This window comes from Saccharothrix carnea, assembly GCF_003014735.1.
Taxonomy (GTDB): domain Bacteria; phylum Actinomycetota; class Actinomycetes; order Mycobacteriales; family Pseudonocardiaceae; genus Actinosynnema; species Actinosynnema carneum.
In genome coordinates this window covers 1-14,639 of record NZ_PYAX01000022.1, presented here as the reverse complement: position 1 = coordinate 14,639, position 14,639 = coordinate 1, and the positions used below count along the sequence as shown (strand labels likewise).

Below are 14,639 nucleotides of genomic sequence, written 5' to 3'. Positions count from 1 at the left end.
GCCTGGTTTCCTGCACGAACACGCACTCTCCTCGCATCTTCCGCGCAACCGCAGACGGCAAGTCTAGAAGAGCGCTTCGGGGCCGGCTCGCCCGCCGACGTCGAGCAGCGACGATCAAACGCCGAACAGCGGGTGGGGCGACTGCTTGATCGCCGGCACGCCGCCGTCGAACCACGACTGCTGCCGGATCGCCCGCATGGCCTCCTTGCGGGTCTGGTCGTCCAGCCGGTCCAGGAACAGCACACCGTCCAGGTGGTCGGTCTCGTGCTGGATGCAGCGCGCCAGCAGTTCCGTGCCCTCGACCTCGATGGGCTCGCCGTGCATGTTCCAGCCCTTGGCCACCACATGCATGTGCCGGCGGCAGTCCCACGACAGGCCGGGGATGGACAGGCAGCCTTCCGGGCCGTCCTGCTCCTCCTCGCCGACCACGTCGAACGTCGGGTTGACCAGGTGCCCGGCGAACCCGTCGCAGTGGTAGGTGAACACCCGCAGCCCCACGCCCAGCTGCGGCGCGGCCAGCCCGGCGCCGCCCGCTTCGCTCATGGTGTCCCACAAGTCCTTGACCAGCTTGCGCAGCTCCGCGTCGAAGTCGGTGACCTCGACGGCGGGCGTCCGCAGCACCGGGTCGCCGAACAGCCGGATCGGTTGGACGGTCACGCGCACTCCTCGAAGCCTGGGGAGGTTCCAGTCTACGAAAGCCCGCTCAGTGCTCCAGGTCACGGCCGAGGACGGCGACCCCGACCAGGGCGGCCAGGAAGTGCCCGACGAACCTGGCCGCGGTCGTGACCTGGCCCGTCGCCGCCGTCCTGATCGGGACCTGGCCCCTCGCGGCGGTCGAGGCAGGCACGGCCGCCCTCACCACCGTCCTGGTCGCGGACGGTTTGGTCGGGGGTGCCAGGGTGATCGTGGTCATGTCCGCTCCTCGGCTCTCGGCTCCTCACGTGCTCCCAGCGTGCGCCGCACGGTCGTCGGCGGGCGTCCGCTCGGAGTAGCGGATGGGCCTCATCCCCCGGGATGAGGTCGGGTGCAACGCCGGGGGCACCTGCGGCTACCTACTGGCATGACCGCTGCGACATCGGGCCGGCAGGGGGCAGGACGGGTGTCAGACACCGATGGGGAGCTGTGGGCGCGTGGCGACGAGGCGGCGTTCGCCGCGCTGTTCGACCGGCACGCCGAAGCGGTGTGGAACCACGCCTACCGGTTGACCGCGTCGTGGTCTCTCGCCGAGGACCTGACCTCCGCCACGTTCCTGGCCGCCTGGCGGCGCCGATCGGACATCACGCTGGTCCGCGACAGCGCCCTGCCGTGGCTCTACACCGTGGCGGGCAACCTCGCGCGCACCGAGTTCCGCCGCCTCGGCCGGTTCCGGCGGGCGTTGCTGCGGGTGCCCCACCAGGAGGTGGTGCCCGACCACGCCGAGAGCGTCATCGCCTCGGTGGACGACGACCGCGCGTTACGCCGGGTGCTGGACGTGGTGGCGACCCTGCCGAGAGCCGAACGGGAGGCCGTGGAGCTGGTCCTGCTGGGCGAGCTGTCCACGGCGGAGGCCGCCGAGGTGCTCGGTGTCGCCGAGGTGAGCGTGCGCTCGCGGATCTCGCGGGCCCGTGCCCGACTGCGTGCTGTGGAGGAGCGATGAGCCAGCCGGACCTGACCTCGCCGGACCTGCCGCCGCGCCGTCCCCTGCCGCCCGACGTGCGGGAACGCCTGCGCCGACGTGTCCTGGGCGGCGGAGGTGCGCGGGCACCGCTGGCAGCCGCTGCCGCCGCCGTCGTGCTCATCGCGGGCGGGGCGATCGTCGCCCAGTCGACGCAGGGCGGCACGACCGCCGTCACGCCGCCGTCCACGACGTCCACGACCGGGCCGGCACCGGACCAGTCGCCCGTCACCGCCGTCACGCCCGGCACGACCGCCGGTGACGCGGCGCGGTGCGGGCTCGGTGACGCGGACGTGCGGTTCACCCTCGGCCTGGCGGGTCGCCGGATCCTCGTGACGCGGGGCGACCGGTTCTGCGAGCTGACGCACACGACGATCTCGACCAGCAGCCCCGGGGTCGACGCGGTCCCGTTGGCGGGCGGTGCGGCGGCGGTGCTGTGGCGCAGCGGCTCCGCCGTGCTCGTCGGCCGCGTGCCCGCCGGGACCAGCCGCGTCCAGCTGAACTCCGGTGACCCGACCGGCACCGGTCCCATGCCGGTCTCGCTGGTGGACGACCTGTTCGTGACCCCGTACACCACCGCGGGCATGTCGGTGGACTTCATCACGCCGTCCGGACCCGTGTCCGCCGGGATCGACATCGCGGCGCTGCCGACCGTGGAGGTGTGGGCGGCGCCGCGGGAGGAGCTGCCGCCGGGCGACCCGGACGTGGCCCGGTGCCTGGACCGGGCCCTGCGGGACGCGGCGCGGTGGGTGGGCGACCCGCTGAAGTGGCGCCCGGGAGCGCTCGTGGGTCCGGAGGCCGACGCCCGGCTGGTGCTCCAGGACCAGGCCGGCAGGACCGCCTACTGCGAGTTCCGCCTGGGTCGGCCGTTCCTCGTGCACGAGGAGAGCGCGTCACCGCGGCGGGGCGGGTCGTTCGAGGTCCGCTACGTGACGTCGGACCGGACCGGGCCCAGGCCCGAGGACGGCTACGTGTTGCTGGCGGGCACGGTCGACGCGGCGCGGGTGGGCGCGATCGAGGTCACCGGCCCGCGGGGCGGGACGGTGGCGGCCACCCTGCGGGACGGCACGTTCGCCGCCCGGGTGCACGACCAGGAGCTGTCCGAACCCCTCCTGAAGGGCTTCCGGCTGCGCGTCCTCGACCACGGCGACCAGCCGATCGAGACCGTGACGCTGGACTGAGACGCGTGTGGTCCCACCCGCACGAGGGGGCGGGTGGGACCACACCACCTCGGTCAGGGCGCCGGCCACACCGCCCGGGCCGCACCGCCGCCACGCCTGGACGTCTCCGCCGCCGCGCGCCAGCGGCCGTCTGGCAGGCGTTCGACCGCGGTGACCGCGCCGATCTCGTTGGTCGACGTGAACCGGTGCCCCAACGCGCGCAGCGGCTCGGCTTCCGCGTTCGCCAGGAACGCCGCCTCGGCCTGCGTGTTGGTGGCGTTGCGCTGGGACGCGCGCGGCGCGGCGATGGCCTCCACCAGCGGCGTGCCGCGGTCCAGCCGCCGGGTCAGCACCTGGACGACCGTGGTGATGATCGACGCGCCACCGGGCGAGCCGAGCGCCAGCACCAGCTGACCGTGCTGCAGCACGATCGTCGGCGTCATGGACGAGCGGGGCCGCTTGCCGGGTCCGGGCAGGTTCGGGTCCGGCACGCCCGGCGTCACCGGGGTGAACGAGAAGTCGGTCAGCTCGTTGTTGAGCAGGAACCCGCGACCGGGCACCACGATCCCGCTGCCGCCCTCCTGCTCGATGGTCAGCGTGTAGGCGACCACGTTGCCCCAGCGGTCGGCGACGGTCAGGTGCGTGGTGTCCGTGCCCTCGTACGGCGTGGCGGCCGGTTCCCCGGCCACCGCGCACGGCTTCGGGTCGCGCGGATCACCGGGAGCGACCGTGCCGGTCATGGCCGCGGTCGGCGAGATCAGGCACGCCCGGCTGTCGGCGAAGCGCTGCGACAGCAGCTCCCGGGTCGGCACGTCGCTGAACGCCGGGTCGCCCACCCACCGGTTGCGGTCGGCGAACGACAGCCGGCCGGCTTCCAGGAACCGGTGCAGGTACTGGACCGGGGTCTCGGCGGCCAGGTCGGTGGTCTCCAGGATGTTCAACGCCTCACCGGCGGTCGTGCCACCGGACGACGGCGGCGCCATGCCGAACACGTCGTAGTCCCGGTACCGGATCCGGGTCGGCTCGCGCAGCGGCGCCTCGTACCGGGCGAGGTCGGCCTCGGTCATGTCGCCGGACCGGACCTCGCGGGTGGTGCCGGCCACCACGGGTGGCTGCCGGACCGCCGCGACCAGGTCACGTCCGACCTCACCGCGGTAGAACTCCGACACGCCGTGCCGCCGCAGCGCGCGGTAGGTGTCGGCGAGGTCGGGGTTGCGGAACGTGCTGCCGACCGCGGGCGCGGCGCCGCCGGGCAGGTACAGCGCGCTGGTCGAGGTGAAGTCGGCGAACCGGGCCGCGTTGTCGCTGACCTGCCGGTGGAACGTGGCGTCGACGGTGAAGCCGCGCCGGGCCAGCTCCTCCGCGGGCCGCACGGCCTGGTCGAGCGACCACGAGCCCCACCGCCGCAGCGCCTGCTGCCACGTGCGCGGCGTGCCCGGCACACCCACCGACAGCCCGCTGGTCACGGCTTCGGCGAACGGGATCGGCGCGCCGTCCTCGACGAACAGGTCGGCGTCGGCGGAGGCGGGCGCGGTCTCCCGGCCGTCCACTGTGGACACCCGGCGGGTGCGGGCGTCGTAGTGGACGAAGAACCCGCCGCCGCCGATACCGGCCGAGAACGGGTCGGTGACGCCCAGCGCGGCGGCCACGGCGACCGCGGCGTCCACCGCGTTGCCGCCGCGGCGCAGCACGTCGACGCCGATCTGGGAGGCGTCGGGGTCGACGCTGGACACCACGCCGCCGAAGCCGACGGCGACCGGCACCCGCGGCGGCGCTTGCGCAACCGCGGTGGCGGGCAGGAGGGGTACGACTAGGAGGGATGCGAGGACGCTGGCGACAGTCGACCGGAGCATCGTTCCCTTCTACTCCACCCCGGCGGAAAGCAGAACCACCCGCGGGTCGTCGTGTCGGGTTCGGCCTCAGAGGACTTCGAGGGGGTCCAGCTTCACCCGCACCACGTCCGGCTCCTTGCGGGCGCTGCGCACGGCCAGCACCTCGGACAGCACGGTGGCCAGCGCGCGTCCCTCCGTGCGGGACACCCGGACCAGGGCGCGTTCCTTGTCCTCGGACAGCGGCACCGGGCCCAGGACCTCCCCGGTCGGCGGCAGGTGCAGCTCCTCCAGGACACCGGCCAGCGCGTCCGGCGCGCCGTCCACGGTCGCCATCCGCACGGCGGGCGGGAACCCCAGCTCGGCCCGCGCGGCCAGCTCCTGCCGGGCGTGCCACACCGGGTCCCACCGGACCAGGGCCTGCACCGGCGCCAACGACGAGTCGGCGACCACGACCACCCGCCCGGCCGCGTGGACCAGGGCCGCCGCCGTCATCCACCGGCGCAGCGCCTCCTCCGCCGCACGCAGGTCGGCCCGCCCGAGCAGCGCCCAGCCGTCCAGCAGCAGGGCCGCGCCGTAGCCGCCCTCGGCGAGCGGTTCCGCGCCCGGCGTGGCCACCACCAGCGACCGGCCGGCCGGCACGTCGGCCAGCACCTCGTCACCGCCCGACGTGCGGACCGGCACCCCGCTGAACGCGCGCCCCAGCTCCTCGGCCGTGCGGCGGGCGCCGATGACCTGGCCGCGCAGCCGCCGCGAACCGCAGTTCGGGCAGCGGTACGCCGCCTCCGTGGCACCGCACCACCGGCAGTACGCGGGCCTGGGCACACCGTCCTGCGTGCCGCCGGGCAGGGCCAGCGGGCCGGCGCACCGGCGGCACCGGGCGGGCGATCGGCACTGACCACAGGCCAGGGCGGGCACGTACCCGCGCCGGGGCACCTGGATCAGCACCGGCGTGTCGGCCGCCAGCGCCGCCCGCGCCGCGTCGAACGCGATCGACGGCAGCCGGGCCGACCGCGCCGCCGGGTCCTTCACCTCCTGCCACTCGCTCTCGCCCACCGCCGCCACCCTCGGCGCCACGGAGCGCAGCGTGTCGCGGGCCGCGACCACCTCGTGCGCCCAGCCGCTGTCCACCAGCAGCTGCGCCTCGGCGGTCCGGGCGAACCCGCCCACCAGCAGCGACGCGCCGGTCAGGTGCGCGCGCTGCACCAGCACGTCCCGCACGTTCGGGTAGGGCATCCGCGGCTCGGCGTGCAGGTCGTCGCCGTCGTCCCAGACGGCCACCAGGCCGAGGTCGCGCACCGGCGCGAAGGCCGCGCCACGCGTGCCCAGCACCACCCGCACCGCACCCCGCCGCACGGCCAGCCACCGCTTGTACCGCTCGGACGGCCCGAGGTCGGCCGACAGCGTCACCACGCCCGCCTCGCCCACCAGCGCCACGCACGCCCGGTGCAGCCGGGCCAGGTCGCGGTGGTCCGGCACGACCACCAGCGCGCCCTTGCCCGTGCTGGCCATCGACGCCACCGCCTCGGCCAGCCGGGCGGGCCAGTCCTCCGCCGGCAACGCCTGCCACACCGCCCGCGCGGCCCGGCCGGAGCGCAGCGCGTCCAGCAGGTTCGGCCCGAACGGGTACCGCGACCAGCCCTCGTCCGATGGCGCCGCCGGCACCGGGGCCGGTTCGTCGGACGGCTTGGCCTCCACCCGCGCGTGCCGGGGCGGTATCGCCATCCGCAGCACGTCGATCAACGACCCCGCGTACCGGTCCGCCACCGCCCGCGCCAGCTCCGCCACCTCCGGCGAGAGCACCGGCTCCGGCGAGATCACCCGGTCCAGGAACGTCAGCTTGCGCCCGTACTCCGACGTCTCCACCCGTTCCAGCAGGTAGCCGTCCACCAGCTGGCCCGCGAACCGCACCCGCACCCGGCAGCCGGGCACCGCGTCCGCGTCCTGCTCGGTCGACACCTGGTAGTCGAACGGCCGGTCCAGGTGCGCCAGCGGCACGTCCACGCACACGCGGGCAACCGGCAGCGAGGCGGCGGGAACCCGCTCGCCTCGCCTGGTCGTCGCCTTGCCCGCCACGGGTGGAGGTCTACCAGAGACCCGGGTGGGCGCCCGCGACCCGGGCCGCCGTTGGTGAAGCCACACCCCATTGTCGAACAACAGTTCGAACCAAGCAAGATCACGAACGGGTGATCAGCCCGACACGCTCTCCCGCCCGTTCTCCACGTGCCCGGCCAGCCCGCGGTGGAAGCCGCCGTCCGCGGTGATCGTCAGGTCGTACCAGCCGTGCCGGAACGCGGTCAGCCACGGCACCAGCCGCCGCTTGCCCGGCCGCACCGCAACCTTGAAGTCCCGCCCGTCACCCACCACGGCGAACGTCACGACCTCCGCACCGGAGTTCGCCAACGTCACCGACAGCACCCGGCTGTGCCGGTGCACCGACGACTCCACCGCCACCGTCTCGCCGCGCCCGCCCGCGAATTCGCGCCGGAACCCGTTCGGCCCCACCACGGTGAACCGGTACCGCCCGTCGAACGGCACCGCGACCTCCCGCGCGGAGCGCACGTCGAAGTGCAGGTCGTGCGGGTGCAGCGCCAGGTGCACGCTCTCGTCACCGGTGTTGCGCAGCGCCAGCCGCACCTCACCGCCGACCACCGCGCCGGAGGCGTCCGGCTGGTAGGGCAGCGGGCGGGCCGGCCGCACGCCCGGCTCGGCCACGACCGGCCGCCGTGCCCGCCGGATGAAGTCGAACGCCGAGGTCAGGTCGCCGCAGACGGTCCGCCGCCACGCGCTGACCGGCGCCGCCACCCCCAGCCACCGCTCCAGGAACCGGGTGACGGACGAGTGGTCGAACACCTGGGAGTCCACGTACCCGCCGACCGTCCACGGCGAGACCACGACCATCGGCACGCGGGGGCCGAGCGGCACGTCGTCCACGTCGTGCGGCGGGCGCGGCGGTGACACGTGGTCGGGGTGGCCGCCCGCGTGGTCGCAGGTGAGGAACAAGGCGGTCGAGTCCCAGACCTCCGGAGCCGACGCCAGCGCGTCCAGCACCTGGTGGATCAGCGAGGTGTCGGCGAGGTAGGAGACCTGGGGCAGTCGACCCGCCACCACGTCGGCGCGGAACTCCTCGCACGCCTGGTAGGCACGCCACGAGCAGTTCGCCTCCCGCAGGCGCTCGGCGTATCCCGCCCAGTCGTGGCCGGGTGCCGAGTGGTAGGCGTCGCAGACCGTGAACGTGTCCGCCAGTTCGTGGTGGAACCTCAGGTCAGGCGCGGTGGAGTGGTCGGCGGTGCCCCGCACGCCGGGCAACGTGCCGAAGGTGTGGTCGAACGACCGGTTCCCGTGCAGGAGCAGCACGACGTGCCGGATCGCGGCCAACCCGCCCGACCGGGGTTCGCGCGCCAACGCCTCGTGCACCGACTGCGGCAGGGTGCGACGCGTGACCGGCATGACTGCTGTCTAACGCGTGCCGGTGAACTGGGGAGGTCCGGCGGGCCAAGCCCGTGGAACCCGCGTCGGACAACGGCGCGAAAGCCCACCGCCGACCACCCGACAACCCACACCACCGGACTCACCCCACCCGACAGCCGACCACCCGACAGCCCACACCACCGGCCCTCACCACCCGGAATTGTCGGTCCCCGCCGGCAAAATAGAAGCAGGGGTCCCCTGGGCGGGGACCCCTGCGGAGCGTGCGGGTGGTGCGGTGGATCAGGCGCCGGCGGCGGCGCGGAGCGCGTCGGCGCGGTCCGTGCTCTCCCACGGCAGCTCGACGTCGGTGCGGCCGAAGTGGCCGTACGCGGCGGTCGGGGCGTAGATCGGGCGCAGCAGGTCCAGGTCGCGGATGATCGCGGCCGGGCGCAGGTCGAAGACCTCGCCGATCGCCTGCTGGATCTTGGTCGGGTCGACCGTCTCGGTGCCGAAGGTCTCCACGAACAGGCCCACCGGGGCGGCCTTGCCGATGGCGTACGCCACCTGCACCTCGATGCGCGTGGCCAGGCCCGCGGCCACCGCGTTCTTCGCCACCCAGCGCATCGCGTACGCCGCGGACCGGTCCACCTTCGACGGGTCCTTGCCGGAGAACGCGCCACCGCCGTGGCGGGCCATGCCGCCGTAGGTGTCGACGATGATCTTGCGACCGGTCAGGCCCGCGTCACCCATCGGGCCGCCGATGACGAACCGGCCGGTGGGGTTGACCAGCAGCCGCACGTCCGTGGTGTCCAGGCCGAGCGCCTCGACCTCGGGCGCCACCACGTGCTGCCGGATGTCGACGCCGAGCAGCTTCTCCAGGTCGATGCCGTCCGCGTGCTGCGTGGACACCACGACGGTGTCCAGCCGCACCGGCTGGTCGCCCGCGTACTCGATGGTGACCTGGGTCTTGCCGTCCGGGCGCAGGTACGGCACGGTGCCGTCCTTGCGGACCGCGGTCAGCCGGCGCGACAGCCGGTGTGCCAGCGCGATCGGCAGCGGCATGAGTTCGGGGGTGTCGGTGCAGGCGTAGCCGAACATCAGGCCCTGGTCGCCCGCGCCCTGCTTGGCGATCTCGTCCTCGGTGCCCTCGACCCGCTTCTCGAACGCGGTGTCCACGCCCTGCGCGATGTCGGGCGACTGCGAGCCGATGGCCACGTTCACGCCGCACGAGTAGCCGTCGAAGCCCTTGGCCGACGAGTCGTAGCCGATCTCGACGATCTTGTCCCGCACGATCGACGGGATGTCGGCGTAGGCCTCGGTGGTCACCTCGCCCGCCACGTGCACCTGGCCGGTGGTGACCATCGTCTCCACCGCGACGCGCGAGCGCGGGTCCTTGGCCAGCAACGCGTCGAGGATCGAGTCGCTGATGGCGTCGCAGATCTTGTCCGGGTGCCCTTCGGTCACCGACTCACTGGTGAACAGCCTGCTGCTGTGCTGGCTCACGACACTCCCTAACTGTCCGATCTGCGAATGGTCTGAAGCTTACCGAGGGCCGGGGTCCTACGGCCGGGGTTGGACCGCCGGCGCTACGGCGTCCCACAATGCGGACGCCAACCGTGCCTTCGAGCCGTGCGGGATCGGGGTCTCGACGCCGTCCGCGGACAACAGCCAGCCCGCGTTGTCCTCGACCTCGAACGCGCGACCGTCGCCGACTGCGTTGACGACGAGCCAGTCGCAGCCCTTGCGCTTGAGCTTCGCGCGTCCGTAATCGAGCACGCCCGTCCCGGCGTCCCCGGTCTCGGCCGCGAAACCCACGACGACCTGGCCGGGGCGCCGTGCGGCGACCAGTTCGGCCAGGATGTCCGGGTTGCGGGTGAGCGCGACCGGATCGGGGTCGCGCTCGGTCTTCTTGATCTTGTGCTCGACCTGGTCGACGGGCCGGAAGTCGGCGACGGCGGCGGCCATCACCACGACGTCGGCCGTCTCGGCGACGGTGTGCATCGCGTCACGCAGCTCCAGCGCCGAGCCGACGCGCACGACGTCCACCCCGGCGGGCGCGACGAGGTCCGCGGTGTGCGCGGCGACCAGCGTCACCCGCGCGCCGCGCTGGGCGGCGACCCTGGCCAGCGCGTAGCCCTGCCGTCCGGACGAGCGGTTGCCCAGGAAGCGCACCGGGTCGAGCGCCTCGCGCGTGCCGCCCGCCGACACGGCGACGTGCACGCCTTCCAGGTCGCGCGGCAGCGCATCGGGGCGCGCCAGCAGCAACCGGGCCAGGTCGACGATCTCGGCGGGCTCGGGCAGCCTGCCCTTGCCGGTGTCCTTGCCGGTCAGCCTGCCGCTGGCGGGCTCGGCGACGATCACGCCGCGGGACCGCAGCAGCGCCACGTTGGCCCGCGTCGCCGGGTGCTCCCACATCTCGGTGTGCATCGCCGGGACGAGCAGGACGGGGCAGCGCGCGGTCAGCAGCGTGTTGGTGAGCAGGTCGTCGGCCAGGCCGTGGGCCGCCTTGGCGATCAGGTTCGCCGTGGCGGGCGCGACGACGACCAGGTCGGCGTTCTGCCCCAGCTTCACGTGCGGCACGGACGGGACGTCCTCGAAGACGCCGGTCTGCACGGGCTGCCCGGACAGCGCCTCGAACGTGGCCGCGCCGACGAACTTCAGCGCGCCGTCCGTGGGCACGACGCGCACGGCGTGACCGGACTCGGTGAGCCGGCGCAGCACCTCGCACGCCTTGTACGCGGCGATGCCCCCGCCCACGCCGAGAACGATCCTCGGGCGGCCAGGGGCGTCAACGCCCTCGGTCACTCGCCCTCGGTGTGCTCGAGCAGACCCGCGTGGATCTCCCGGAGCGCGATCGACAGCGGCTTCTCGCGCGGGCCGGGCTCGACCAGCGGGCCGACGTACTCCAGCAGGCCCTCGCCGAGCTGCGCGTAGTAGTCGTTGATCTGGCGCGCGCGCTTGGCGGCGTAGATCACCAGCGCGTACTTCGAGCTGACCTGCTCCAAGAGGTCGTCGATCGGGGGGTTGGTGATGCCCTCCGGAGTACCCGAGAGCGGGCCCAGCTCGGTGTGCGTGGTCACTCGTCAACGCTCCTGCGGTTCAAGGGTGGGTCTGCGGGCCGTCCCGCGCCGCGCGACGCGCGTGCTCACGCGTCGGGCACCGGGCCGACCACCAAGTTTAGCAAGCTCGCGGCGGCGGACTTCACGTCGTCGTTCACCACGACCTCGTCGAACTCCGGCTCGGCCGCCAGCTCTTCCCTGGCGATCTCCAGCCGGCGGGCGACGACGGCGGGGTCCTCCGTGCCGCGGCCGGTCAGCCGACCGACCAGGTCCTCCCACGACGGCGGGGCCAGCATGACCAGCTGGGCCTCCGGCATCGCGACCCGGACCTGCCGGGCGCCCTGCAGCTCGATCTCCAGCAGGGACGGCGTGCCGGACGCCAGTGCACGCTCCACGGGCGCCTTGGGCGTGCCGTAGCAGTTGCCCGCGAACTCGGCGTGCTCCAGGAACTCGCCCCGGGCGACCATGTCGCGGAACTCGGCGGCGTCGACGAAGTGGTAGTGCACCCCGTCGACCTCGCCCGGTCTCGGCTTCCGCGTGGTCACCGAGACGCTGAAGTGGATCTCCGGCCCCATCCGGCGCAGCTCGGCCAGCACGCTGGACTTGCCCACACCGGACGGACCGGACAGAACGGTGAGGCGGGGCCGGGCGCGAACGCCCGACCCCACCCCGGTGCCATCACTCACTCGCCGCTGAACTCGGTGAGCAGCGCCTTGCGCTGCCGCTCACCCAGGCCGCGCAGCCGACGGGACGGAGCGATCTCAAGGCGCTCCATGATCTGCTGCGCACGCACCTTGCCGACGCCCGGAAGGGCCTCAAGCAGCGCGGACACCTTCATCTTGCCAAGGACCTCGTCGCTCTCGGCGGCCTTCAGCACGTCCGTCAGGGTCGTGCCGCCACGCTTGAGGCGCTCCTTGAGCTCAGCCCGAGCGCGACGAGCGGCAGCAGCCTTCTCCAGCGCTGCGGCCCGCTGCTCCTCGGTAAGCTGGGGAAGGGCCACGATTTCCTCCGTGGTGTGGGAATTTCAATTCTGGATCGGTGCCGCGACCGTACCGAGCGCAATTGCCTGGGTACAACGTGGGTCCCAGTCAGGTGAATCTTTCAGCGCTGGAGTGGTTGCGGCGGGTGGTAGTAGTACCAACACCCTCCAACAGGTCCATCACCGCCACCGGTAACGCCCTGCGCACGCCGTGTGTGGTATGCGCTCGATGGGTGATGGACCTGCCGGTGGCCAGGACCGTACCAGGGACCGTTTGCGCAGGTGAGCGGACGGCGCGAAGCGTGTCGCGATTTGATCGTGATCACATCTCCAGGGACCGTCGAACGGCGTCCACCGCAGACCGCAACTTTGCGGTCTCGGGGCCGTGCTTGAGCACGTCCCGGGACGACGTCGGCAGCACTCCACGCAGGTCCGGGCCGAACAGCGCGCGGAGGTCCGCGACTGTTGCGCCCTGAGCCCCGAAACCCGGCGCGAGGACGTATCCGCGCAGGTCAGAGAGGTCCACGCCGAGCTCGTCCAGGGTCGCGCCGACCACCAGGCCGACGTCGCCGAACGGCTCCGCGCCCGCGTTCGCACGGGCCGCGGAGTCCACGATCGACTGCGCCACGGAACGCCCGTCGGAGCCCACCGCGCGCTGCACGGAGGCGCCCTCGGGATTCGAAGTCAACGCGAGCACGAATATTCCGCGACCGCTCCCGGCGGCGGCTTCGAGCGCCGGATCCAGCGATCCGAACCCGAGGTACGGCGACGCGGTGACCGCGTCGCCGGCCAACGGGGAGCCCTCGGTGAGGTACGCCGCGGCGTACGCGGCCATGGTCGAGCCGATGTCGCCGCGCTTGGCGTCCACCAGCACGAGCGTGCCGCTGTCCCTGAGGTCGGCGATGACGCGTTCGAGCACCGCCACGCCCCGCGAACCGTGCGCCTCGAAGAACGCCGCCTGCGGCTTCACCAGCGCCACCCGCCCGCCGAACGCCTCCACGCAGGTCAGCGCGAACCGCTCCAGCCCGGCGGCGTCCTGGGAGAGCCCCCAGGACGCCAGCAGGCCGGGGTGCGGGTCGATGCCCACGCACAGGGGTCCGTGCTCGGCGACCGCCTTCGCCATCCGCGCGCCGAACCTCACGCGTCACCCCGCAGGGCCGCCTGGAGGGCCTGGAGGGGCCGCACGCCGATGTCACCGCGGATGGCGGCCTCGATGCCGTGCACGGCCGCCGCCGCGCCCTGGATCGTGGTCACGCACGGGATGTCCTTGGCCACGGCCGCCGTGCGGATCTCGTAGCCGTCGATGCGCGGCCCGTTGTTGCCGTACGGGGTGTTGATGATCATGTCGACGGTGCCGTCGAGGATCGCGTCGACGATGTTGTCGGCGCCCTCGAAGTGCTTGCGCACGATCGTGCAGGGGATGCCGTTGCGGCGCAGCACCTCGGCCGTGCCCGCGGTGGCCAGCACCTCGAAGCCCAGGTCCGCGAGCCGCTTGACCGGGAAGATCATGGCCCGCTTGTCCCGGTTGGCCACCGACACGAACACCCGCCCCGACGTGGGCAGGGAGCCGTAGGAGGCGGTCTGGGACTTGGCGTAGGCCATGCCGAACGACACGTCGATGCCCATCACCTCGCCGGTCGACTTCATCTCCGGGCCGAGCAGCGAGTCCACGCCCTTGCCCTCCGGCGTGCGGAACCGGTGGAACGGCAGCACGGCCTCCTTGACCGCGACCGGGGCGTGGGCGGGGAGCTTGGCGCCGTCGCCGGTCTTGGGCAGCAGCCCCTCGGTGCGCAGCTGGGCCACGGTCGCGCCGAGCATGATCCGGGCCGCGGCCTTGGCCAGCGGCACCGCCGTGGCCTTGGAGACGAACGGGACGGTGCGCGAGGCGCGCGGGTTGGCCTCCAGGACGTAGAGCACGTCGTCCTTCAGCGCGTACTGCACGTTGAGCAGGCCGCGGACGCCGATGCCCTCGGCGATGGCCAGCGTGGACCGCCGGACGGCGTCGATGTCCGATTCGCCCAGCGTGATCGGGGGCAGTGCGCACGCCGAGTCGCCGGAGTGCACGCCCGCCTCCTCGATGTGCTCCATCACACCGCCGATGAACACCTCGTTGCCGTCGTAGAGGGCGTCCACGTCGATCTCGATGGCGTCGTCGAGGAACCGGTCGACCAGCACCGGGTGCTCCGGGCTGACCTCGGTGGCCCGCTGGATGTAGCCCTGGAGGGTCTCCTCGTCGTAGACGATCTCCATGCCGCGCCCGCCCAGCACGTAGGACGGCCGCACCAGCACCGGGTAGCCGATCTCGTCGGCGATGGCCTTGGCCTGCGCGAACGAGGTGGCCATGCCGTACTTCGGCGCGGGCAGCCCGGCGTCGGCGAGGACCTGGCCGAACGCGCCGCGCTCCTCGGCCAGGTGGATCGCGTGCGGCGGGGTACCCACGACCGGCACGCCCGCGTCGGCGAGCCGCTGCGCCAGGCCCAGCGGCGTCTGGCCGCCGAGCTGCACGATGACGCCCACGACCGTGCCGGAGCGCTGCTCGGAGTGGAA

The 14,639-nt window shown here is 73.3% G+C and carries 14 protein-coding genes; 2 read left to right on the top strand and 12 right to left on the bottom strand.

The features are described from left to right. Window positions 1-114 precede the first annotated feature (114 nt). The gene (def, locus tag B0I31_RS36685; protein WP_106619985.1) at window positions 115-657 is read right to left on the bottom strand and encodes a peptide deformylase; all 543 of its coding nucleotides are present in this window, start codon (window positions 655-657) and stop codon (window positions 115-117) included. A 46-nt stretch (window positions 658-703) separates the two neighbouring features. Beyond that, the gene (locus tag B0I31_RS36680; RefSeq protein WP_106619984.1) at window positions 704-913 is read right to left on the bottom strand and encodes a hypothetical protein; all 210 of its coding nucleotides are present in this window, start codon (window positions 911-913) and stop codon (window positions 704-706) included. Window positions 914-1,060: 147 nt separating this feature from the next. On the opposite strand from B0I31_RS36680, the gene B0I31_RS36675 reads away from it, so the two are divergent. Beyond that, a complete protein-coding gene (locus B0I31_RS36675; protein ID WP_106619983.1) occupies window positions 1,061-1,636 on the top strand; it encodes an RNA polymerase sigma factor in 576 nt (191 codons plus the stop codon). Then, the gene (locus B0I31_RS42815) at window positions 1,633-2,835 is read left to right on the top strand and encodes a hypothetical protein (RefSeq protein WP_106619982.1); all 1,203 of its coding nucleotides are present in this window, start codon (window positions 1,633-1,635) and stop codon (window positions 2,833-2,835) included. The genes B0I31_RS36675 and B0I31_RS42815 overlap by 4 nt, the downstream gene beginning before the upstream one ends. A gap of 53 nt (window positions 2,836-2,888) precedes the next feature. Here B0I31_RS42815 and ggt read toward each other — a convergent pair whose 3' ends face one another. The 10 genes from ggt to B0I31_RS36620 form a co-directional block, all read right to left on the bottom strand. Continuing rightward, window positions 2,889-4,667 carry a gamma-glutamyltransferase gene (gene ggt / locus B0I31_RS36665; protein WP_106619981.1) on the bottom strand — a complete coding sequence of 593 codons (1,779 nt, stop codon included), beginning with the start codon at window positions 4,665-4,667 and terminating at the stop codon, window positions 2,889-2,891. A gap of 66 nt (window positions 4,668-4,733) precedes the next feature. Beyond that, complete coding sequence (locus B0I31_RS36660) at window positions 4,734-6,719, bottom strand: primosomal protein N' (RefSeq protein WP_106619980.1); 1,986 nt, start codon at window positions 6,717-6,719, stop codon at window positions 4,734-4,736. A 114-nt stretch (window positions 6,720-6,833) separates the two neighbouring features. Further along, on the bottom strand, window positions 6,834-8,093 hold the full coding sequence (locus B0I31_RS36655; protein WP_106619979.1) for an alkaline phosphatase family protein: 1,260 nt from the start codon (window positions 8,091-8,093) through the stop codon (window positions 6,834-6,836). Window positions 8,094-8,354: 261 nt separating this feature from the next. Next, window positions 8,355-9,557, bottom strand: a complete 1,203-nt coding sequence (gene metK / locus B0I31_RS36650) for a methionine adenosyltransferase (RefSeq protein ID WP_181320736.1) — start codon at window positions 9,555-9,557, stop codon at window positions 8,355-8,357. 57 nt (window positions 9,558-9,614) lie between these two features. Continuing rightward, window positions 9,615-10,859, bottom strand: coding sequence for a bifunctional phosphopantothenoylcysteine decarboxylase/phosphopantothenate--cysteine ligase CoaBC (gene coaBC / locus B0I31_RS36645; RefSeq protein ID WP_106619978.1), 1,245 nt, complete (start codon window positions 10,857-10,859; stop codon window positions 9,615-9,617). Then, the gene (gene rpoZ, locus B0I31_RS36640; RefSeq protein ID WP_053721631.1) at window positions 10,856-11,134 is read right to left on the bottom strand and encodes a DNA-directed RNA polymerase subunit omega; all 279 of its coding nucleotides are present in this window, start codon (window positions 11,132-11,134) and stop codon (window positions 10,856-10,858) included. The genes coaBC and rpoZ overlap by 4 nt, the downstream gene beginning before the upstream one ends. A 65-nt stretch (window positions 11,135-11,199) precedes the next feature. Then, complete coding sequence (gmk, locus tag B0I31_RS36635) at window positions 11,200-11,799, bottom strand: guanylate kinase (RefSeq protein WP_106619977.1); 600 nt, start codon at window positions 11,797-11,799, stop codon at window positions 11,200-11,202. After that, window positions 11,796-12,113, bottom strand: coding sequence for an integration host factor, actinobacterial type (gene mihF / locus B0I31_RS36630; protein ID WP_033427832.1), 318 nt, complete (start codon window positions 12,111-12,113; stop codon window positions 11,796-11,798). The genes gmk and mihF overlap by 4 nt, the downstream gene beginning before the upstream one ends. Before the next feature lie 301 nt (window positions 12,114-12,414). Further along, window positions 12,415-13,215, bottom strand: a complete 801-nt coding sequence (gene pyrF / locus B0I31_RS36625) for an orotidine-5'-phosphate decarboxylase (protein ID WP_106619976.1) — start codon at window positions 13,213-13,215, stop codon at window positions 12,415-12,417. 14 nt (window positions 13,216-13,229) lie between these two features. Continuing rightward, on the bottom strand, window positions 13,230-14,639 hold a 1,410-nt coding region (locus tag B0I31_RS36620; RefSeq protein ID WP_146174098.1), incomplete at its 5' end, for an ATP-binding protein.